This window comes from Flavobacterium sp. ST-158 (assembly GCF_058309975.1).
On the sequence record NZ_JBZEEN010000001.1, the window covers coordinates 979,807 to 1,002,228 of the forward strand.

Sequence of the window (22,422 nt, forward strand, 5' to 3'; positions counted from 1 at the left end):
ATAAAGAATTCTATTGCTGTTCAGTATTTAATTCTTCAATTTAATTCCGATAAAAGCTGTTCTGGGTTGAGCAGGACCATAAATATAATTGCTGTCGCGATTTTTTCCAATATCAAAATCAGATTGATAGGCATTAAAGATGTTTTTTAGACCACCATAAATTTCACAATCAAAACCTAGTTTTTTGCTTTCAATAGTATAGCCAATTTTAGAATTGACTTCCGAAAAACTTTTACTTGTTACCATTTCATCTACCGTTTGATTTGGTGCGCCAGCAAAATGAGCAATTTTCATCTTTCCAGTATACACATAATTCAGGTTAATGTTCCATTGTTTTGTTGGAGTAAAAGTCGCTGTTGCAAATCCGTATTGGTTGGGTGTTCTTAAGAAATTCTTTGTTGGAGCTACGCCGTCTATATAGGTCACGGCTTCTGCATATTTACTGGTTTGGACTGTATAAGCTGTTTCAAGTTGTAATTTTCTGTTGAAATTTGCACGCAATTCAATAGTGACTCCTTTTACCGTTGCGTCTGATCCATTTTGCTTTTCGAATACTTGTCCAAATTCGTCTTCGCCAATATTTTTCAGTACAAAAGCATCTTTTAAACGCGTATAAAAAGTTTCAAAAGTAAATCCGGCAATGAAATTCTCAGTGGCTTTGTCGTAATTTATGGAACCACTAAAACTGTTGGAACGTTCTTCAATTAAATTTGGATCATAAATCACTCTGGAAACGCCTCCGCCGGCAAAAGCAATGTGCAAATCGGTGTCGAATGCTTGTGGAGCTCTAAAACCCGTTCCGTAACTCAATCGGAATTGTGTATCCGATTTGTATTTGTAAAGCAAAGCCAATCGGGGACTGGCAATAACTTTGTCAACCAAATTGTGTTTGTCCAATCGAATACCGGAAAGTAAATTCAAACTTGGTAGAATTTCCCAATCACTTTGAATGAAGGTTCCAAAATCTTTGGTGTGTTGATCGACCAAATAGTTATACGAAGCTATTTCATCAAAAACTTTATCAGAAACATATTCGGTACCTACAGTCAATACATTAGTCCCATTTAGAAAGTCATCCAATTTGTGGTTGAATTGCACGCCGCCCTGAAGCGTTTGTGTTGTGGAAATGCCGTAAGGCGGATTGGCTAAGTGATTTTCGATATCTGCAGGTTCATCAGGGAAAATACCAGTGTAATGTTTTCTGTCTGTGTTTTGCCAAGCTCCATACGTAATTAAGCTGCTTTTTTGGTTGTCAAAATTAATTTGGTAATCCAAACTTCCAAACCAAATTTTGTGCTTGCGTTCCTCGGATTGTTGTGTTAAATAAGCGGGTTTATCGACCATTTCTCCTCCAAAACGATATTCATTCAGGTTGCTAATACTCAATTCTATTTTTTGATTTTCTGTTGGTAAGAAAAAGAAATTAGCTCCCAGAGAATTATTTTCAATTAAAGGAATTTCAGAAAAATTATCGCCATTGGCATCATAATGTTCTCGTTCGCGGTGACTCATAAACAGAGAGACTCCTGCGTTTTTGTTTTCGTTTACTAATGTTGCATTTCCGTTTAAAGTGTAATCATTGCTTTTTCCATCAATGTTATAATAGGTTGTGTTGATTTCGAAAGCATCTCTTTTAGGAATTTTTGTGATTACATTTACCGTTCCGCCAATTGCGCTCGAACCGTATAAAGATGAACCTCCACCGCGAACGACTTCAATGCGTTCAATCATATTGACAGGCAATTGCTCCATGCCGTATAATCCCATTAACGGACTAAAAATAGGTCTTCCATTGATTAGAATTTGCGAATAACCACCAGCCAATCCGTTCATACGAAGCTGCGTATAATTACAGGTTTGACAATCGGTTTCTACTCGAAGTCCAGGTTGGAATTTTAATCCTTCAGATAAATTACAGACTTGTAAATTGTCCAGCATTTTGCTGTTTAGAACATTTACAATGATTGGACTTTCGATTTTTCTTTTGAAAGTTTTAGTTCCTGTTACGACTACTTCATCCAAATAGTTTTTAGATTTTATCAAGGAATCGTTCTTTATCTGTGCTTGAAGTAGTGTAGCTGTAAGAAATAAGGTTAGTATAATTATTTTTTTCATTTTAATTTAAATTTATTTTTAGACAAATCTAAAATTTATATTTCAATAAACAAAAAAATATAATTATATTTGCCTTAATCAGTTAGTTTACAAGATGGGAAAATCACTTGAAGAAGTACACGAGTCAGTTTCGACTCAAAATAAAAAATCAGTTTTTAAAAAAATATTAGCTTTTTTTGGGCCAGCTTACTTGATCAGTGTGGGTTATATGGATCCAGGAAATTGGGCAACTGACATTGCAGGTGGAAGCCAGTTTGGCTATTCCTTGCTTTGGGTTTTATTGATGAGTAATCTAATGGCTTTGTTGTTGCAAAGTTTAAGTGCGCGATTGGGAATTGTTACGCAGCGCGATTTGGCACAAGCTTCCCGAGAAACTTATTCGCCTTTTATCAATTACATTCTCTATTTTTTGGCTGAAATTGCCATTGCTGCCTGTGATTTAGCAGAAGTTTTAGGAATGGCCATTGGTATCAATTTGTTATTTGATATTCCGCTTATTGAAGGGGTTTTGATTACCGTTTTGGATACTTTTTTATTACTGTTTTTAATTAATAAAGGCATTCGGAAAATGGAAGCTTTTATCATTGCATTAGTAACGGTAATTGGAGTTTCTTTTATTTTCGAAATGATTTTTGCCCAACCTGAAATGGATAAGGTTGTTTTAGGTTTGATTCCTTCGATGCCTAATGCGGCTGCTTTATATATCGCTATTGGAATTATTGGAGCTACGGTGATGCCACACAATTTGTATTTGCATTCTTCATTGGTACAAACTCGAAAATTTGAAAGAACTAAAGCTGGAATTAAGCAGGCTTTGAAATATAATTTTATCGATTCTACTATTGCATTGAACCTGGCTTTCTTTGTTAATGCAGCCATTTTAATTTTGGCCGCAGCTACATTTTATAAAATAGGAATGCATGAAGTGGCCGAAATTCAAGATGCTCATAAGTTTTTGCAGCCTTTATTAGGTACAAAATGGGCGCCTGTTTTATTTGCAGTAGCTTTAATTGCTGCGGGTCAAAGTTCTACGGTAACTGGAACATTGGCCGGACAAATTGTGATGGAAGGCTATCTTAATTTAAGAATCCAACCTTGGGTAAGAAGAATCATCACACGATTAATTGCAATTGTTCCAGCAGTTATTGTTATTACTATTTTTGGGGAAGGCGTTACAGGTGAGTTGTTGATTTTTAGTCAGGTAGTTTTGAGTTTACAATTGGGATTTGCCATTATTCCTTTAATTCATTTTGTGAGTGATAAGAGTAAAATGAATGGTTTTCATATTAGTAAAACAACACAAATTGCCTCCTGGATTGTAGCATTAATAATTGTAGTGCTAAATGCAAAATTGGTTTATGATGAAATAAATGGATGGTTGGAAACTTCCAGTAATCCGTTGGTTTTATGGTTTACTGTGGTTCCTTTGGCTTTTGGTTTCTTGATTTTATTGCTTTATATTGTTTTCAAGCCCTTTATTACTAAATCCAAAATTGCCTTTCAAAATCATTCACCGCACAACCTTAAATTGCATTTTTCAAAATCTGAAAGTTATGCTAAAAAGAATATTGCAGTTTCGGTTGATTTTTCTTTTGCAGATGAAAATGCTTTAAACAGTGCTTTTGAATTAGGAGGAAAAGAGGCCAATTATACTTTAATTCATATAGTTGAAACGGTTGGAGCTATGGTTTATGGGGAACATATTGATGACCATGAAACGCTTGTGGATGAAAAATTACTGAATGAATATCGTGAAATGCTTTCGGAAAAAGGTTTTAATGTAATGGTTCAGTTGGGTTTTGGAAAACCTACTAAAATGATTCCAGCAATTGTCAATAAAGGAAATTTTGATATTCTGGTTATGGGAACTCATGGACATACAGGTTTTAAAGATTTGATTTTTGGAACAACGGTAGATAAATTAAGACATAAAATTTCGATACCTTTGTTGATTGTTAAAAAATAGTTATTAAGCTTCTAAGGTTCTAAGATTTTTCTTTGAGCATTAGACTTAGAACCTCAGTAGCTTAGAATCTTAGAACCTTAAAAAATGACTTTTTCAGAAGAAAATTACCTTAAAGCGATTTATCATTTAACCGTAGTTTCTGGCTCGGGTGTAAGCACTAATGCCATTGCTGAAGCGATGGAAACCAAAGCGTCTTCGGTGACGGATATGCTTAAAAAATTAGCCGAAAAAGATTTGGTACATTATAAAAAATACCAAGGCGTTACACTTACAGAGAAAGGGAAACTAGAGGCAAAAATGATTGTTAGAAAACACCGTTTGTGGGAGGTTTTCTTGGTGGAAAAATTAGATTTTTCTTGGGATGAGGTGCATGATATTGCAGAACAATTAGAGCACATTAAGTCAGAAAAGTTAATTAATAAACTGGATAATTTTTTAGGAAATCCTACCGAAGATCCTCATGGCGATCCTATACCTAATGCGCAGGGTTTATTACCAAAAATAGAAAAACAGCTGCTTTCGGAATTAACCGAAGGTCAAAAAGGAATTTGCGTTGGGGTCAAAGATACTTCTTCGGAGTTTTTAAAATATCTGGATAAACAAGGAATTGCTTTGGGGTCAACTATCGAAATTGTAAGTAAAGAAAGTTTTGATCTTTCGCTTCGAATCAAGGTAGAAGAGGCAATTTTAAATATTTCGAATAAAATCGGAAGCAATCTTTTTGTGAAACTGAGTTAGTTTCTAAAAAGATTTTACTGGAAATTTACAAACTTGAAAGCATTAGTAATTTCCAGTAAATATATTAATGACAGCCGCAATCATCACCTCCACCACAGTTTTTATCCTTCTTTTTCTTCTTCAAAAAGAATTTTTTAAATAGATAAACTACGGCAATTCCAAGGATTAAATAAGCTATGATTTCTTGAAACATCTTGTTTTATTTTAGAATTTGATAGGCTATTAAGGCTGTGATATAGGCAAAACTGCTCATAAAAATTAATTGTCCCAAAGGCCATTTCCAGCTATTGGTTTCTTTTTTAGTAATGGCAAGCGTGCTGGCACATTGCATAGCAAAGGCATAGAACAACAATAAGGAAATTCCGGTTGCAAAATTGAATATTTTGGCTCCTGTTTCGGGATGAATTTCCGACTCCATTTTGTTTTTAATCGTTGTTTCGTTATCTGTACCACCTACACTGTAAATGGTTGCAAGTGTTCCCACAAAGACTTCTCTAGCGGCAAACGAACTAATAATTGCAATACCGATTTTCCAGTCGTATCCTAAAGGCGAAATAACTGGTTCAATCGTTTTGCCCATAATCCCAATATACGAATTTTCAAGTTTAAAAGCAGCAATTTTATTGTTTAATTCTGTTTCAGAAATGGTTTTGTTTTCTGTTTTTGAACTAATAATTACTTCGGCATCTTTGAATTTTTCTCCTGGTCCGTAAGACGCTAAAAACCATAAAATAATAGAGATAGCTAGGATAATTTTCCCGGCTCCAGCGATGAATGCTTTTGTTTTTTCAATTACGTTTATAGCTACGTTTTTTAATAGTGGCAATTTGTAATTGGGCATTTCGACTACAAAGAAGGTTTTACCGCTAATTTTCATGACTTTATTCAAAACATAAGCCGAGAAAATAGCCATTCCAAAACCTAGTAAATACAATAACATCAAAGTGAGTCCTTGAAGGTTTAGGAAGCCCAATACACGATGATTAGGAATTACTAAAGCAATAATAATAGCATAAACAGGTAATCTAGCCGAACAGGTTGTAAATGGTGTAACTAGAATGGTAATGAGACGTTCTTTCCAGTTTTCAATATTTCGGGTCGCCATAATGGCTGGAATGGCACAGGCAGTACCTGAAATCAAGGGAACAACACTTTTTCCGGATAGTCCAAAACGGCGCATGATTTTATCCATAATAAAAACCACACGACTCATATAGCCACTTTCTTCTAAGATGGATATAAAGAGAAATAAGAAGGCAATTTGTGGGATAAAAATTAAGATTCCTCCAATTCCAGGAATAATTCCTTGCGAAATCAAATCGGTTAAAATACCTGCAGGAAGTTTTTCGGCAGCCATAGTGCTTAAAGTTGCAAAAGTGCTGTCAATATAATCCATTGGTACAGAAGACCAGTCAAAAATTGATTGAAAAATCACAAAAAGAATGGCAAAGAAAATAATGTATCCCCAAAATTTATGTGTTAAAACACGATCTAGTTTGGAGCGAAAATCTTTGGCTACAGTTGTGTCTACCATAAGCCCTTCTTTCAAAACGTCATTGATAAACTGGTAGCGCTTAATGGTTTCTTTTTGCTGTAAACGTTTTAATTCTGTATGCGATTTGGTGAACGTGCTGTGTATTTCTTTTCGCTCTAAATTTAAAAAATTAACATCCTGAGTAATCACCAACCAAAGTTTGTATAACAGTTGGTCAGGAAAAGCTTTTTGTAAGTTGTTAAAGTACTCTTTGTCAATTACGGAGGCGTTTAAACAAGGTTCTGCCGAAATAGTTTTATAACTTACAATCAGATCTTTAAGTTCCTCGATTCCTATGGCTTTTCTAGAACTGACTAAGGCAATCTTTGTTTTTAATTGTTCTTCTAGGAAGGGGATATTTAGTGAAATTCCTTTAGTTTCCATTCGGTCAGCCATATTAATAACTAAGATGGTAGGGATTTCAAGGTCTTTTATTTGAGTAAAAAGCAATAGGTTTCTTTTCAAATTTTCCACATCTGTAACTACTAAGGCTACATCAGGATACAACTTATCGTTTTTGTTGAGTAACAATTCAATGACTACATTTTCATCAATAGAACTGGCGTTTAAGCTGTATGTTCCAGGTAAATCTAGAATATTGGCTTTAATATTATGATTTAATCTGCAAAAACCTATCTTTTTTTCAACAGTAATTCCAGGGTAGTTTCCTACCTGTTGATTTAAACCAGTAAGCTGATTAAAGACTGACGTCTTTCCTACATTAGGATTTCCAATTAAGGCTACGTTAATATTTTGATGCATCATTAAAGCACAATTTTGATAAGTTCTACTTCAATTTCTTTGGCAGTTTCTACCCGAATGGCTACATGAGAACCATTGACATCTAAATACAAAGGATCTCCAAAAGGTGCAATTTGAAGTAATTCGACTGTGTTACCTGGTAAGCAACCCATTTCAAGTAACTTTAACGGAATAATGTCAATATCAAAATCTTTGATTATTGCTTTTTCGCTTTTTTTTAGTGAATGTATAGTGGTACGCAAGGCCTTATTTAGATTGAATTAAGATTGCAAAAATACATATTATATTGCTAACTCGAATGATAATTATCAGTTTTATGTTTTAATTAGAGATAATTAGCCAGTAAAAGAGAAGCCGTGTATTTTAATTGGATTTTTTTTCGTTGCAAAGGAAATTGATGTCTTCAATGAGTTTTTGAATTTCTTCTTTTTTAGTCCCATCATAAAAACCACGAACCCTTCTTTTACTATCCACAAGCACAAAATTTTCGGTATGAACCATATCGTACAACTGACTTGGTTTGCCCAGTTTTACGGCTAAATAGGATTTTCTGGCCATGGTATAAATTTCTTTTTTATCGCCAGTAACCAGATTCCATTTGCGGTCGTCTACACCATTTTTGATAGCATAAGCTTTTAATGCAGCTACGGTGTCCACTTCTGGAAAAACCGTATGAGAAAGCAACATCACTTTAGGATTATTGATGATGGCTTTTTGGACTTCCACTAAGTTAGTGGTCATTTTTGGGCAAATAGAACCGCAGGTGGTAAAGAAAAAATCAGCAACATAAATTTTGCCTTCGTAATCTTTTTGAGTAATGGTTTTTCCATTTTGATTGGTAAACGAAAAATCAGCTATAGTATGGTATTTACTCACATATTGTACCGTGCTATCGACTAATTCAGGATTTACATCGGCAGGATTGTAAATCGGGAGTATTTTTTGAGGTTTTAGAGCATTGTAAAAAAGAAAAAGCGTAATTGCCGAAAAAATAAGAAAGATACCAATGAAAATGCGGTATTTGTATAAAACAGATTTCATGAATTTTTTTTGCAAAAATACAAAAACCTACTTGGAAATCAGGAAGCTTTACTTAATTAAAATATTTGTTTTTTTGCGGCTTTTACGCAATGATTTATTGACAAGGTACAATCCAAAAAGAGTAACAAGTCCACCTAAAAGAATTGAAACACTTAATGATTCGCCAAAAAATGCCACACCTAATAATAAGGCAACAATAGGATTAATGTAGGCATAGATACTACTTACTTCCGGTGGAAGATGTTGTAGAGAATAGACAAAAATATTGAAGGTAATAACAGAGCCTACAATAACCAAATAAGCTATTGCAATCCATGAACTCATAGGAATTTCACTAGGACTGATAGAAGTTCCTACTGCACCATTAACAGCAAATAGAATAATGCTAGAAATGAACATTTGTAAGCCTAAACTAAAATAAGGATTAAATGAAGCGGCCTTTTTCTTGGTATATAAAGTTCCAAAAGCCCAGGAAATGGTTGCTAATACAGATAAAACAATTCCTAATCTGAAATCCGGAATCAGAAAATCGCTCAAATGTTCGTAAAAGATAACACATATACCACCAAAACTAATAAGAAGCCCAATAACAGCCAACTTTGCAACTCGTTCTCCTCTAAAAAAAGAAATAATCACCACCCAAATAGGGAAAATTGCGGCAATTATGGCTCCAAGTCCGCTGCTGATGTATTTTACGCCACTAGTACTTAGTCCATTAGCTAAGGTAAAATTTAAAATACCGAGTATTATAATGGTGGTCCATTGTTTGCCTTTCGGCCAAGGCTCTTTAGTTATGATGAAAAATAAAATATACAACAAGCCGCTGATAAATTGTCTGGTGGCGACTAGTTGTAAGGAAGGCATGTGCGAAACTCCTTCTTTGGATGCAATCCAAGTAGTTCCCCAAAAAAAACCAACCCAAGCCACAGCTAAAATCGGTAATCCGATGCTGTTTATTTTTGAGGAAAAAGCATGCTGTATTTTTGCCTTCACTTTATAAATCGGTTTTGATAAATGTATAGTTTAGTTTTTCTATTAAATAGTCATTCAAAATGGTTTTTCCAACAGAAGGATTCTTTTCGTTGAAGGTTGGCGGAATTAGCTTTTCTGCTAATGCTTTTTGAGTATAATAGTCTTTTCTGCTTGGATGAAAGGGTGTAACGGCATTAAAAGTGGTATTCCAAGATTGCGTTGCTATAATTTTTTGAATAATACCAATACAATCGTCTAGATGAATCAAATTAATTGGGGCTTCTGGATTTGGAACATTTTCTTTCCCAGCTAAAAATCGAGCAGGATTTCGGTCTTCGCCAATGAGGCCACCAAAACGTAAAATAGTAGTTTTGAAATGCGTATTAGCTAATAGTAATTGTTCAATTTCAAGCAATTGCTTGCCGCTTTCGGTAACAGGAATGGTAGTCGTGTTTTCATCTACCACTGCATTTGCTTCCCCATAAACCGCAGTGGAACTAATAAATAACACATTTTCTACCGATGATTCTTGGATATATGGCAGCAGGTTTTTAATTTTTTGAACAAATGAATTGTTTTCAGCATCCGAATAATCTTTGTTTTTCCCTCTCAATTTCGGAGGAATTGCAATAATCAATATTTGACTTCCGTATAAAAAATCAGCAACAGGAGCGGAGAAATTTTCTATGGCAAGGGCAATAGAATAATGTATAATCCCAGCATTTTCCAGCATTTCTTTTTTATCGATTGTCGTAGTTGAGCCTTTAATCGAAAAACCTTCTTTCAATAAGGCTTTCGCCAAAGGAAATCCCAGCCATCCGCAACCTAAAATGCTAATTTGTGTCATTTTGCTTTTCATTATTTCAGATTGCAAATTTCAGGATAATTATTTGACTTTTAAGGTAGCAGATTGATCTTTTTTATAGGGTGCAGAATTATTTGTAGAAAAGAGTTTGGGACAAAGGTTGAAACAAACCATTCTTTGTATCTGTAAAGCAGTGGCTTGTTGTTTAACCTTTTTATTCTTTTGTAAGTGTTAGTTTTATTTTATCATTTTCTAAGATTACTTGGTTGTTAGTGATTGTACTTTCATAAGGATAAGGTGTACCGGTTTCGTCTTTAACAATAAGGTTTTTGCCTTTTTTTGTCAAAGCATAGGTGCCGTTATTTATTTCACTTTCTAAAAAGCCGTTTACGCGTCCGTCTTTGGTAAAGGTCAAATTTCCTTTGGTAAGCATTTCGTTTTTTACAGAATCAGAAAGAGTGGTTTTGGCTTCTACTGCAGTAATTTTCCAAGAATCAACTAATTCGTTTCGTTTTTCATGGCATGCTAGCATTAGCAGGACTACTAATAAAATTCCATAGCTAAAAAAAATTGATTTTTTCATGATTTAAGAGGCTATTAGGTTAGATATTTGAAAGTTACAAAAAAAATACATCAAAATAATTAAAAACCAATTGTTTGTTCAGACTAGGTTTTTTAGGCTTAATCTGTAGAAAAAGCCAGTTAATGTTTTTTTACTTGAACAAAAAAACCACGCCATTAGCGTGGTTTTTGTCATTTATTCTAAAAAAGAAAATTAGAATTTATATCCTACAGAAGCTTGAATTCCAAATTGGTTGTTTCCGTTAGCTCCATTCTGTAAGTCTAAGAAGCTGTAAGTGTATCTAGCTTGAATAAAAGCACCAGAATTAAAATCATAAGCTAAACCTGTTGCAGCAGCAACGTTGTATTTTCTGAAATTAGCATCAACTTCACCTTCAACATCAGTGATTTTTGAGTCAACAATTACAGTAGCCTGAGGGCCTAATTCTAAAGATAAGCCTTTTACTAAGTAAAATTTAGCTAAAACAGGAACCTGTACTTGGTTGATTTCAATTTCCATACCTAAAGTGTTTCCGTTTCCATCAAATTTGTAGCTAGAGTGAGAGTATAAAGCCTCAGCTTGGAAAGCGAATTTTTCACACATTTTAAATTCAGCCACTAAACCAGCGTGGTATCCTACTTCTGGACGTAAATCGTGAACAGATCCTTCTCCCGTTGCTAACCAATCGTAATTAGCTCCAGCTTTAATACCAAATTTTACTGATTTTGATTCTTGCGCATTCGCAAAAGCAAATGATAATACGGCAATAACCGATAAAATAACTTTTTTCATGTTTAATTTTAATTTTTTTTGTACTGCAAATTTAGCTAAAACATTCGAAAAGCCCAGTGTTTACAGGCTTTTTAACGTTTTGTGTTAGTTTCTGTACGCCAGTATTTTAGAAGCAAAAAAGCTGGAATTTCTAAAATAAAAATAAAATTTGTAGTTTTTTAATTGCAATTCAGTCGTAAAAGCAAAGTATTTATTAAAGTTTAAATTCAGCTTCCAAACCAAAGTGAAAAGTTATTATTTTAGCTCACTGCCAAAAAAGGATTGCTTTATGAAAACCAGAAAACAAAAAATATTCTTAGTCGTAAAAATCATAGCAGTTTTTTTGCTGTTCGCAATCATTGGGGTATTTAGCTTTAGAGGGGTGCTTTTGGAACAAGTTATTGCCAAGACGGCCAATAAAATGGAAGTAGACTATAACAGTCGGTTTTTAGTAAAAAAAGCTAGTTTCGAAGGACTTTCAGCTGTAAATTTGGAAGGGATTACTTTGGTTCCCAAAAATGCGGATACTCTTTTTAATATTCAAAAAATGAGAACGAGCGTCAATATTTGGCGATTGTTAGTTGGAGATGTGCAATTAGGGACTTTGGAAATTAAAAATGGTTACGTTCAGCTGACTAAAAAAGGTAATGTAAAAAACTTTGCTGCTTTTTTAAAAAAGAATAAAGACGAAGAAAATACTAATGATAAAAGGGATTACGCAGCTTTTGCTTACCGAATCATTTCCAAAGTATTGAACCTGATTCCTACTGACATGAATGTTGAGAACTTGACTTTCAAATTAGATGATAATGGAAAAAAGGCGAAAATTGACATCAAAAAATTAGTCTTGGCCAACAAAGAATTGGAAACTTCTATTCATGTAAAAACTAATACTTTCGCCCAGCGTTGGAAAATAAAAGGTTTTGCTGATCCAAGAAATAAAAAAGCCGATATTCGATTTTTTAATATTGATACGGGTGCTATTAAAGTGCCTTATTTTGACGAACGATACCATCTTGTTTCCAGTTTTGATTCTATTCGTTTGAATGTTGAAAATATTGATAAAAGTGGGGGCGAACTCCATATTGATGGTTTTACTTCCATAGCTAATTTAAAAATCAATCACACTAGAATTGCTCAAAAAGACGTGTTGATTAAGACTGCCCGTTTTGATTATCGCTTCCTTCTGGGTTCAAATTTTATTTCTGTAGACAGCAGCTCAACCGCGCAATTGAATAAAGTGAAATTTCATCCGTATCTTGCTTACGAAACCGAAGAAGATACTATTTATAAACTCAAAGTGAATATTCCCAAAATGAAAGCGCAGGATTTTATAAGTTCACTTCCAGATGGGTTGTTTACGCATTTTCAAGGTATGGAAGCCGAAGGTACTTTCGATTATAATTTGGATTTTGAATACAATAAAAACAAACCGAATGATTTGGTTTTTGATAGTAATCTAAAAAAAGAGAACTTAAAAATTACGAAATATGGCGAAGCCAATTTGAATAAACTCAATGGTGAATTTGTCTATCGTGCTATTATAAACAATGTTTTGCAACGTCCAGTTTTAGTGGGTGCTGCGAATCCAAATTATACACCTTTAGACCAAATTTCACCTTATTTGAGAAAATGTGTTTTAACTACCGAAGATCCTTCCTTCTTTTCGCATCATGGTTTTATCAATGAAGCATTCAAACAGTCCATTGTAAAAAACATAAAAACTAAGAAATTTTCTCGCGGTGCAAGTACCATTAGCATGCAATTGATTAAAAATGTTTTCTTGACCAGAGAAAAAACCTTATCTCGAAAACTAGAAGAAATTCTATTGGTTTACATCTTAGAAAACAATCGAATTGTGAGTAAAGAGCGCATGCTGGAAGTCTATTTCAATATTATCGAATGGGGGCCAAATGTATACGGAATTGGTGAAGCTGCACAGTTTTATTTCCAAAAAACTCCAGCCGATTTGACTTTTAATGAATGTTTGTTTTTGGCGCGAGTAATTCCAAGCCCTAAAAAATTCATGTATCAATTTAACGACGAAGGGAATTTAAGAGGATCTGCAGAAAAGCAAGTTTCATTTTTTACCAATTTAATGATTCGAAGAGGATTGTTGACCATTGATGATACTGTTTTTAAAAGCCAACCTACAATTCTAACTGGTCCAGCAAAATTGTTTCTTCGTATCAAAGTAAAAGATACAACGGTTGTGGATTCTTTGAAAGTGAATGATGAATTTGAGTTTTAATTTTTTGTTTGAAACATTTAAAATGTTTTTTTTAAATAAAACCATTAAGAAATTAAGATTATTAAGCGAAACTCTTCTTAATGAAACTTAAATTCTTAATGGTAACTTTGCGGTCAAATAGCAAAAATTAAGGAGCCGGATCAGGAATTGCAGCATGAACCGCATTGATTTCTTTGATAATGTCTTCCGAAAGTACAACGTCAATTGAGGCAATGTTTTCTTTTAATTGTTCCAAAGTAGTTGCTCCAATAATATTACTTGTTACAAAAGGCTGTTGGTTTACAAATGCCAATGCCATTTGAGCTAATGATAATCCGTGTTTTTTAGCAATTTCGTTGTACAATTTTGTGGCCTCAGTACATTGTGCACTATTATATCTTGAAAACTGAGGAAACAGTTTGATTCGAGCATTTGGATGATTTTCGCCTGTTAGAAATTTTCCTGAAAGTACCCCAAAAGCCATTGGTGAATAAGCAAACAAACCTACGTTTTCTCTCATGCAAATTTCTGCTGAACCCACTTCAAATTGACGGTTTAATAATGAATATGGATTTTGAACGGTGCTGATTTTTGGTAAATCGTTGTATTTGCTTTCTTCTAGAAAACGCATAATTCCCCAAGGAGTTTCGTTAGAAAGTCCTATGTGTTTGATTTTTCCTTCTTTGATAAAAACGCCTAAGGTTTCTAAAACCAATCGGATATTATCTTCCCAGGCATCATTTTCTACTATGAAGCCTCTTTTGCCGAAGAAATTGGTTTTTCGTTCTGGCCAGTGCAATTGGTACAAATCAATATAATCGGTTTGTAGGCGTTGTAAACTTTTATCTAAGGCATATTGTAAACTCGCTGGCGAAAAATCATTTTTATCACGCATATAAGTGAAATTAGGATTGGGTCCAGCAATTTTAGTAGCCAAAATAATTTCTTCTCTTTTGCCTGATTTTTTAAACCAAGTGCCTAGAATTTTCTCAGTACTTCCATAGGTTTCTTCGCGTGCCGGAACCGAATACATTTCGGCAGTATCAAAAAAGTTAACGCCATTGGCAACCGCATAATCCATTTGTGCGTGACCATCTGCTTCGGTGTTTTGTTGTCCAAAAGTCATCGTGCCCAGACATATTTTACTTACTTGGATATCTGAATTGGGTAGTGTTGTATATTTCATTATCGGATTTAAAAAATTAAAAAAAGCAAAGTTACAAAGGTTTTTAGGAAGAACTTAAAGCAAAAAAGCTTCGAAGCAGTACTTCGAAGCTTTTTAACTTTTATTTAATGAATCTTAGTTGATTTCGTTTAGCATTTCTGCAATTTCATCTAATCTTGGTGTTAAGATAATTTCGATTCTACGGTTTTTAGCTTTTCCTTCAGCCGTTTCATTGGTGGCAATTGGAGAGAATTCACCTCTTCCGGCAGCAGTTAAATTCTTTTTGTTGATGGCTTTGTTTTCGCTCAAAATACCTACTATAGCTGTAGCTCTTTTAGTAGATAAATCCCAGTTATCTGCAATAGGTCCTGAACCTCCGTAAGGATCATTGTCGGTATGTCCTTCGATAAGTACAGCAATATCCGGGTTTTCGCCCAACACTTTTCCTAATTCTACAACTGCTTTTTTTCCTTCGGAACTTACCGCCCAACTACCAGAGTTGAAAAGTAATTTGTTTTCCATAGAAACGTATACTTTTCCGTTTTTTTGTTCTACGGTTAGTCCTTTGCCTTCAAAACCATTTAAGGCTTTGGATAAAGTTTCTTTTAGTTTTCGCATCGTAGCTTCTTTGGCGGCTATTTTGTCTTCCAATTCTTTTAAGCGTTGTGCGCTTTTGCTCAAACGCTCTTGTTCAATTGATAAGGCTTTTTGCTTGGCTTCTAATTCGGCTAATAAATCACGATTCTTTTTCATGTTGGCTTGCAGCGCATCATTGCTGTTTTTCTCCAAAGCATTATAAGAATCTTGCAAGCGTGCCATTTTTTCGGTTAACGCTTTTTGATCGGCTGTTAATTTATCTCGTTCAGATTTTACTTTGCTTAAGTCGTTTTTCAAAGCATCTTTGTCTAATTCTAATTGATTTTTAGCTTTTAAAAGATCGGCATTTTCATCAGATAAACTTCTGTTTTCTTTCTTTAAATCGGTATACTTGTTTTCTAAATCGGTATAAATTTTTTTCGAAACACAAGAGGATGTAAGTGCCAGAACTAATAGCCCTAAGGAGATTTTTTTGATCATTTTTTATTTAATTTTATTTGAATCCAATTATTTTAGAAATTACAATTGATAGTATCATTGCAATTAATTTATTCTATATCTACAAGAACGGGACAATGGTCAGAATGTTTTGCTTCGGGCAAAATAAGCGCTTTTTTGATTCTGTCTTTCAAAGGTTCGCTAACTAAACAATAATCTATTCGCCAGCCTTTATTGTCACTTCTTGCGGTTTTTACTCGCACTGTCCACCAAGAATAATTGCCGGGTTCTTTGTTTAAGAATCGGAAACTATCAATAAATCCACTTTTCAAAAAGCCATCCAGCCAAGCGCGTTCTTCCGGTAGAAAACCAGACACTTTAGCATTTCTAATAGGATCGTGAATATCTATGGCTTCGTGACAAATATTATAATCGCCACAAATAATGAGATTTGGAATTTCTTTTTTCAAATCATTAATATAATTTTGGAAATCATCCATAAACATAAATTTGTGATTCAGTCTTTCGATGTTTGTTCCTGAAGGCAAATAAAGGCTCATTACCGAAAAATCTTCAAAATCTAAACGAATATTTCGTCCTTCGAAGTCCATGTGTTCAATTCCCGTGCCATAAACTACATTTTTGGGTTTTATTTTAGATAAAATAGCAACGCCACTATAACCTTTTTTGGTTGCTGGAAACCAGTAGTGGTAGGGATAGCCAGCTTTTTCAAAATCTTCTAACGGAAGTTGGTCTGGAGTTGCCTTAATTTCTTGAAGACAAACTATATCTGGTTTTGCTTGTTCTAACCAATTTATAAATCCTTTTGAAATTGCTGCTCGAATTCCATTGACATTATAGGATACAATTCTCATTTTTTTGATTTTTTTGATTTCCAAAAATACTAAAAAATAAAACGGCTATGGTATAAAATTTCAAAATCAAACTAGGCTCATAGTCGGATAATGGAGTTTTTTTCTATCTTTGTTTTTCGCTCAAAAAATAAAAAATAAATGGGTTTAGTTACCGCCAAAGAAGTTGCAAAAGCAATTAATGTTGATAAATACGGAGTTTTAGGGACTTTTTCCGGTTGGTTGTTGATGAAGGTACTCAAGATTTCTACACTAAATAAAGTCTATAATCGTAACAAACATTTAAAAGAAATTGATTTTTTGAATGGTGTTGTAGACGATTTACAAATAAAATTTGAAATTCCAGAAGAAGATTATAAACGCTTACCTAAAGATGGTGCTTATATTACCATTTCCAATCATCCACTGGGAGGAATTGATGGGGTTTTGTTGTTGAAATTAATGTTAGAAAGAGAGCCTAAATTTAAAATTATAGCCAACTTTCTCTTGCATCGAATAGAGCCATTAAAACAATATATTATGCCGGTAAATCCTTTTGAAAATCATAAGGATGTAAAATCCAGTGTGGTTGGGATAAAGGAAACTTTACGTCATTTAAGTGATGGAAAACCCCTTGGGATGTTCCCTGCTGGAGAAGTTTCCAGTTATAAAGACGGCCAACTTATTGTGGACAAACCTTGGGAAGAAGGAGCTATCAAAGTAATTCGAAAAGCTCAAGTTCCTGTGGTACCTATTTATTTTCATGCTAAAAATAGTCGTCTGTTTTATCTGCTTTCTAAAATCAGTGGTACTTTGCGTACGGCTAAATTGCCGTCAGAATTGTTTAGCCAAAAAAATAGAGTTATTAAGGTTAGAATTGGAAAACCCATTTCGGTTGCTGAACAAAATGAATACGACACTATAGAATCTTATTCAGAATTCTTGAGAAAAAAAACCTATATGTTGGCCAATCCTTTTGATAAGGAAAGTAAATTATTGACTTCTACTAATTTAAAATTGCCTAAAAATCCGAAGGAAATTGCTACTCCAGCGAATGAAGAAAAAATTATTTCGGAAGTTGATACTTTAAGAAAAACAGATTGCCGATTATTACAAAGTAAGAATTACGAAGTTTTCTTTGCTGCTGCTGATAAAATACCGAGTATTTTACACGAGGTGGGACGTTTGCGAGAAATCACTTTTAGAGAAGTAGGAGAGGGAACGAATGAATCGATTGATTTAGATAAGTTTGATCAATATTATCATCATTTATTTTTGTGGGATGATGATGCGCAAAAAATTGCCGGAGCCTATCGAATGGGATTAGGTTCTGAAATTTATCCAAAATACGGAATTGAAGGTTTTTATTTGAATGAGCTGTTTCGTTTTGAACCAGAATTGTTTGAAACGATGCATCAGTCTATTGAAATGGGACGTGCATTTATCATCAAAGAATACCAGCAAAAACCAATGCCGCTTTTCCTTTTATGGAAGGGAATCATCCATACTACCTTGCGTTTTCCAGAACATAAATACCTTATTGGTGGCGTAAGTATTAGCAATCAATTTTCTGATTTTTCTAAATCATTGATGATTGAGTTCATGAAATCGAATTATTACGATCCATACATAGCACAATATATTCATCCTAAAAAAGCTTATAAGGTTAAATTGAAAGATGCTGATAAGGATTTTATCTTTAATGAAACGGAAGCCGATTTGAATAAGTTTGATAAAATAATTGATGAGTTAGAACCAGGTATACTTCGTTTGCCTGTATTGATTAAAAAGTACATTAAGCAAAATGCTAAGGTGGTTGCTTTTAATGTTGATCCATTGTTCAATAATGCTGTAGACGGTTTAATGTACATTAGAATTGCCGATATCCCAGAAAGTACCATGAAACCTGTAATGGAAGAATTTCAAACGGAACTAGAAAGAAAATTTAATGAAAAAGGGGAGTAAGATTCTCAATAAACATCAATAAAAAAGTCTCAATTCGATTATAGTGTTGAGACTTTTTTGTTTTTTAAAACCAAGGTTTTCGTCCTATTTGGTAAGTTCTGTAAAATTCATCATCTGATTTTGTCAAATAAATAATGCCTTCTATTAGTCCTAATAAGCCTGTTATGGAACCAAAGCTAATTAGACTGAGAAAAAGCCAAAAGACACCTTCTTTAGTATAACCCAATAAGAATTTATGAATTCCAAATGGCCCTAAAATGATAGCTAATAATCCAGCAGCCAGTCTTTTGTTGTCTTCTTCATAGTGCTGCGGTTGATTCCAGTGTTCGTATTTTGAATTTTCCATAATCCCATAATTTAGTGATTATCAATCCTTAAATTTATGAAATTTTATTTAAAAAATAAAATGTATGTGCTTGTAAATAATGGTGTTGCGTATTATTTAAAAATAGATTTTTTTGATTTTATCTACAATTACCTGTGCTAATCTTTCATGACTTTCAAATGTCCATCCGGCCACATGAGGCGATAATAGTACATTGTCAGCATCTAATAAATATTGGAAAGCTTCTGGTGTGTTTTTATCCTGAAATAAGGTTTCAAATGAAAGTTTTTCGTATTCCAAAACATCTAATCCTGCTCCCAATATTTTTCCAGATTGCAAGGCGCCAACTAAATCGGCTGTTACAATGTTTTTACCTCTTGAGGTATTAAAAATCCAAAATGCTTTTGCAAAAGCATTAATAAAGTTGGTGTTGACCATTTTATCAGTTTCAGGAGTCCAAGGCAGGTGTAAACTCAATACATCTGCTTTTTGCTGTAATTCGCCAAGCGAAACCTGTCTGGCATTAACATCGCCTACATTTTCTTTAATATCATAACAGAGTACTTCCACATCAAAACCTCTGAGTTTTTTAGCAAACCATTTCCCCATATTTCCATACCCAATAATTCCCACGGTTTTTCCATCTAATTCATGACCGCGATTGCTTTCTCTATTCCAGTGCCCGGAACGAATTTCCCTATCGGCACGATTTAAGTTGTTAAATAGCGATAAAATCATTCCTAAAGTATGTTCGGCTACGGCATTTCTATTGCCTTCAGGAGCGGCTATTAAATGAATGTTTTTAGAAGTGGCATAATCGCAATCAATACTTTCTAATCCAGCGCCTACACGAGCGATAAATTGTAAGTTAGTTGCTTTGTCTATAAAAGTTTTGTCAATTTTAAACCGACTACGAATTACGATTCCATGGTAATCTTTAATTTTTGATTCTATTATTTCTTTAGACGAGGAAAAATCTTCATGGTTTTCAAAACCTAATTCTTGCAATTGTTGCATTAAAACGGGATGATTACTGTCTATGTGAAGAATTTTGATATTCATTTTTGTTTGTTTGTTGAGCTGTCAAAAATAACAAAAAAATAAGGATTGTTGCTTTATTGCAAATGGATTAAAGCGGTTCAATATAGAAAACAAAAAAACCATTTCTGAATTTATACAAACTCAGAAATGGTTCTCTGTTGAATTAATCAAACCTAAAGTAATGTTTTTTACATACGCTCTTTTTTTACCGTTTCTCTTTCTTTTAATATCTTACTACTGATTCGTCTCCGAATAAGAAACGTGAAATCTTGTCGTAAAACATGTTGAATAACTTTTTCATAATAATGCTTATTTAGTGTTAGTAACAAATTAAACCATTAACAAGAAAAGTTAGGTGTAGACGGGGTTCGCTTGTATAAATATACGGCTATTTATACTTTTATAAAAGCAAGTAGGTAAATATTCGATGTAATGCATTTTTCATAGGTGAAATACATGATTATCAATGGAATATGTTATTTTTTTTACAAATTACTGAAGACTAAAAAGATGAATTTTCAATAACTTTTTTTAAATTTTCAATAAACCATGTCTTAAAAAAACTATATTTACAGCTTGGTTTTTAAATGTATGTTTTACATTTAATTTAAAATAATATACTGTAACCTTATAAGGATCATGTTATGAGTTTTTTACGTCTTAGTTTTTTGTTTAGTTTTATCCTTTTTGGAATGACAATGAATTCTCAAAAGCTTAAAAAAAATCAATTTAATAACCCACTGGCTTTGCAACGCGCAGACCCATTTGTAACCAAAGGAACTGATGGGATCTATTATTTTATTGCAACAGCTCCTGAATATGATCGTATTGAAATACGTAGTTCTAAAACTATAAATGGTATTAAAGATGCTAAGGCAGTTGTAGTTTGGCGTAAGCATAACAAAGGAGAAATGGGAAATCATATTTGGGCACCAGAATTGCACCGAATAGATGGTAGATGGTATATTTATTTTGCAGCAGGTTCTGCCGAAGACAAATGGAGTATTCACAAATATGCCTTGTCTAATCCTTCAGAAGACCCAACAAAAGGAGAATGGAAAGAAGAAGGGAAGATTGTTACCAAAGGAGATGTCTTCTCTTTAGATGCTACCACTTTTGAAGTAGGCGGACAACGTTATTTAATTTGGGTAGACAGAGGGCTTGGAAAAGTAGTTAACACCAGTTTGTATATTGCTAAAATGACAAGCCCAACTACAGTAGGAGAAAAACAAGTAGTTATTAGTGAACCACAATACGATTGGGAACAGCACACTTATAAAGTAAATGAAGGACCAGCGGTTTTAGTTAGAAATGGAAAAGTATTTTTAGCTTTTTCGGCTAGTGCTACTGATGCTACTTATTGTATTGGTTTGCTCTGGGCCAATGAAGGAGCAGATTTATTAGACCCAAAATCATGGACGAAATTGGATAAGCCTGTTTTCTTTACCAATGAAAAATTCAAGCGTTATGGTCCTGGACACAATAGTTTTACCGTTGCCGAAGATGGAAAAACCGATGTGATGATTTATCATGCCCGTGATTATGAAAAAATAAAAGGTGATGCTTTATCAGATCCTAACCGTCATACACGCGCCAGGGTGATAAAATGGACTAAGGATGGCATGCCTGATTTTGGTCAGGAACTAGATGACAATGAGATGGCATTGAAAACAAAAAAGAAATAATTTTTACACTTTTAGTTATATTGAAAAAAGGGCTTCCCAATTATTGAGAAGCCCTTTTTGTATGGTATAAAATGAGTAATTAAACTCCTTTAATTTTCTTTACAGCCGCTTTAATTCCGCGAATTAATGACGAGCTAAATCCATGAGATTCCATTTCGCTTAATCCTGCAATTGTACAGCCTTGAGGAGTAGTTACTCTATCAATTAATTGTTCTGGGTGAATTTGTTCTTCCATAACCATTTCGGCAGCTCCTTTTACTGTTTGAGCCGAAATTGCTAAAGCCGTTTTCCAGTCAAAACCAATTTCGATACCGGCTTGCATAGAAGCTCTAATATATCGCAATGCAAAAGCGGTTCCGCTTGCGGCTAATACCGTAGCAGCATCCATTAATTTTTCGTCAATAACAGGAGCTGTTCCTAAGTCTTTGAAAATAGCTACTAATTTTTGACCTTCTTCGGTATGTTTTTCATTAAAAGAAATACAAGTTGCCGAAGCCGCATATTGTGCCGCAATGTTAGGCATAATACGAATTGCTTGATGGTCTTCGCCAATTTTATTTTGCAAGGCATCAATAGACAAGCCGCTTACTCCTGAAGCAATTATTTTATTGGAAATAACGGGAAGAATTTCAGCTAAAACAGTATCTACCTGATACGGTTTTATGGTTAAAATAATGATGTCAGCCTCTTGAATGTTGTGCTTGTTATCTGAAGAAACAGTAACACCTAATTTTTCTAAATATAGAATGCTTTCGGTATTTCTTCTGGTTACTGTAACTTGGTGTTCTGTAGCGTTTTTTGCCATTCCTAATGCAATAGCAGCACCTAAATTACCTCCTCCTATTATGTGTACTTTCAT

20 protein-coding genes are annotated in these 22,422 nt (G+C 33.9%); 5 read left to right on the top strand and 15 right to left on the bottom strand.

Features of this window, described 5'->3' with window-relative positions; genetic code table 11:
• Positions 1-27 precede the first annotated feature (27 nt).
• On the bottom strand, positions 28-2,115 hold the full coding sequence (locus AC4FRF_RS04105) for a TonB-dependent receptor plug domain-containing protein (protein ID WP_491158190.1): 2,088 nt from the start codon (positions 2,113-2,115) through the stop codon (positions 28-30).
• A gap of 94 nt (positions 2,116-2,209) precedes the next feature.
• Between AC4FRF_RS04105 and AC4FRF_RS04110 the strand changes: the two genes are divergently transcribed.
• Both AC4FRF_RS04110 and AC4FRF_RS04115 read left to right on the top strand, forming a co-directional pair.
• Positions 2,210-4,081 carry an Nramp family divalent metal transporter gene (locus tag AC4FRF_RS04110; RefSeq protein WP_491158191.1) on the top strand — a complete coding sequence of 624 codons (1,872 nt, stop codon included), beginning with the start codon at positions 2,210-2,212 and terminating at the stop codon, positions 4,079-4,081.
• Positions 4,082-4,165: 84 nt separating this feature from the next.
• Positions 4,166-4,819, top strand: a complete 654-nt coding sequence (locus tag AC4FRF_RS04115) for a metal-dependent transcriptional regulator (protein ID WP_491158192.1) — start codon at positions 4,166-4,168, stop codon at positions 4,817-4,819.
• A 64-nt stretch (positions 4,820-4,883) separates the two neighbouring features.
• Here AC4FRF_RS04115 and AC4FRF_RS04120 read toward each other — a convergent pair whose 3' ends face one another.
• From AC4FRF_RS04120 to AC4FRF_RS04155, 8 genes are all read right to left on the bottom strand, one after another.
• Positions 4,884-5,012 carry a FeoB-associated Cys-rich membrane protein gene (locus AC4FRF_RS04120; protein ID WP_491158193.1) on the bottom strand — a complete coding sequence of 43 codons (129 nt, stop codon included), beginning with the start codon at positions 5,010-5,012 and terminating at the stop codon, positions 4,884-4,886.
• A 6-nt stretch (positions 5,013-5,018) separates the two neighbouring features.
• Positions 5,019-7,118: a ferrous iron transport protein B gene (gene feoB / locus AC4FRF_RS04125; protein ID WP_491158194.1), complete on the bottom strand. Its 2,100-nt coding sequence runs from the start codon at positions 7,116-7,118 to the stop codon at positions 5,019-5,021.
• A complete protein-coding gene (locus AC4FRF_RS04130; RefSeq protein WP_491158195.1) occupies positions 7,118-7,357 on the bottom strand; it encodes a FeoA family protein in 240 nt (79 codons plus the stop codon). The genes feoB and AC4FRF_RS04130 overlap by 1 nt, the downstream gene beginning before the upstream one ends.
• 121 nt (positions 7,358-7,478) lie before the next feature.
• Complete coding sequence (locus AC4FRF_RS04135) at positions 7,479-8,156, bottom strand: SCO family protein (RefSeq protein WP_491158196.1); 678 nt, start codon at positions 8,154-8,156, stop codon at positions 7,479-7,481.
• Between the two features lie 48 nt (positions 8,157-8,204).
• On the bottom strand, positions 8,205-9,149 hold the full coding sequence (locus tag AC4FRF_RS04140) for a DMT family transporter (RefSeq protein WP_491158197.1): 945 nt from the start codon (positions 9,147-9,149) through the stop codon (positions 8,205-8,207).
• A 1-nt stretch (position 9,150) separates the two neighbouring features.
• Complete coding sequence (locus AC4FRF_RS04145; protein ID WP_491158199.1) at positions 9,151-9,987, bottom strand: NAD-dependent epimerase/dehydratase family protein; 837 nt, start codon at positions 9,985-9,987, stop codon at positions 9,151-9,153.
• A gap of 160 nt (positions 9,988-10,147) precedes the next feature.
• Entirely contained in the window at positions 10,148-10,516 is a 369-nt protein-coding gene (locus tag AC4FRF_RS04150; protein WP_491158200.1) for a hypothetical protein, read from the bottom strand.
• Between the two features lie 192 nt (positions 10,517-10,708).
• Positions 10,709-11,287: a porin family protein gene (locus AC4FRF_RS04155; RefSeq protein WP_491158201.1), complete on the bottom strand. Its 579-nt coding sequence runs from the start codon at positions 11,285-11,287 to the stop codon at positions 10,709-10,711.
• Between the two features lie 268 nt (positions 11,288-11,555).
• On the opposite strand from AC4FRF_RS04155, the gene AC4FRF_RS04160 reads away from it, so the two are divergent.
• Positions 11,556-13,517, top strand: coding sequence for a transglycosylase domain-containing protein (locus tag AC4FRF_RS04160; RefSeq protein ID WP_491158202.1), 1,962 nt, complete (start codon positions 11,556-11,558; stop codon positions 13,515-13,517).
• A 127-nt stretch (positions 13,518-13,644) separates the two neighbouring features.
• On the opposite strand, the gene AC4FRF_RS04165 is transcribed toward AC4FRF_RS04160, so the two are convergent.
• The 3 genes from AC4FRF_RS04165 to AC4FRF_RS04175 all read right to left on the bottom strand — a co-directional run bounded on the left by AC4FRF_RS04165 (position 13,645) and on the right by AC4FRF_RS04175 (position 16,571).
• Positions 13,645-14,682, bottom strand: a complete 1,038-nt coding sequence (locus AC4FRF_RS04165; protein ID WP_491158203.1) for an NADP(H)-dependent aldo-keto reductase — start codon at positions 14,680-14,682, stop codon at positions 13,645-13,647.
• Positions 14,683-14,796: 114 nt separating this feature from the next.
• The gene (locus AC4FRF_RS04170; protein ID WP_491158204.1) at positions 14,797-15,738 is read right to left on the bottom strand and encodes an OmpA family protein; all 942 of its coding nucleotides are present in this window, start codon (positions 15,736-15,738) and stop codon (positions 14,797-14,799) included.
• 68 nt (positions 15,739-15,806) lie between these two features.
• Positions 15,807-16,571 (bottom strand): exodeoxyribonuclease III, encoded by a 765-nt coding sequence (locus tag AC4FRF_RS04175; protein WP_491158206.1) that lies wholly within the window; start codon positions 16,569-16,571, stop codon positions 15,807-15,809.
• Between the two features lie 138 nt (positions 16,572-16,709).
• Between AC4FRF_RS04175 and AC4FRF_RS04180 the strand changes: the two genes are divergently transcribed.
• Entirely contained in the window at positions 16,710-18,512 is a 1,803-nt protein-coding gene (locus AC4FRF_RS04180; protein WP_491158207.1) for a GNAT family N-acyltransferase, read from the top strand.
• 64 nt (positions 18,513-18,576) lie between these two features.
• On the opposite strand, the gene AC4FRF_RS04185 is transcribed toward AC4FRF_RS04180, so the two are convergent.
• A complete protein-coding gene (locus AC4FRF_RS04185; protein WP_491158208.1) occupies positions 18,577-18,858 on the bottom strand; it encodes a TM2 domain-containing protein in 282 nt (93 codons plus the stop codon).
• 96 nt (positions 18,859-18,954) lie between these two features.
• On the bottom strand, positions 18,955-19,899 hold the full coding sequence (locus tag AC4FRF_RS04190) for a 2-hydroxyacid dehydrogenase (RefSeq protein ID WP_491158209.1): 945 nt from the start codon (positions 19,897-19,899) through the stop codon (positions 18,955-18,957).
• Positions 19,900-20,522: 623 nt separating this feature from the next.
• On the opposite strand from AC4FRF_RS04190, the gene AC4FRF_RS04195 reads away from it, so the two are divergent.
• Complete coding sequence (locus AC4FRF_RS04195; protein ID WP_491158210.1) at positions 20,523-21,563, top strand: glycoside hydrolase family 43 protein; 1,041 nt, start codon at positions 20,523-20,525, stop codon at positions 21,561-21,563.
• Between the two features lie 79 nt (positions 21,564-21,642).
• Here the strand turns inward: AC4FRF_RS04195 and proC are convergent, their stop codons facing one another.
• Positions 21,643-22,422, bottom strand: coding sequence for a pyrroline-5-carboxylate reductase (gene proC, locus AC4FRF_RS04200; protein ID WP_491158211.1), 780 nt, complete (start codon positions 22,420-22,422; stop codon positions 21,643-21,645).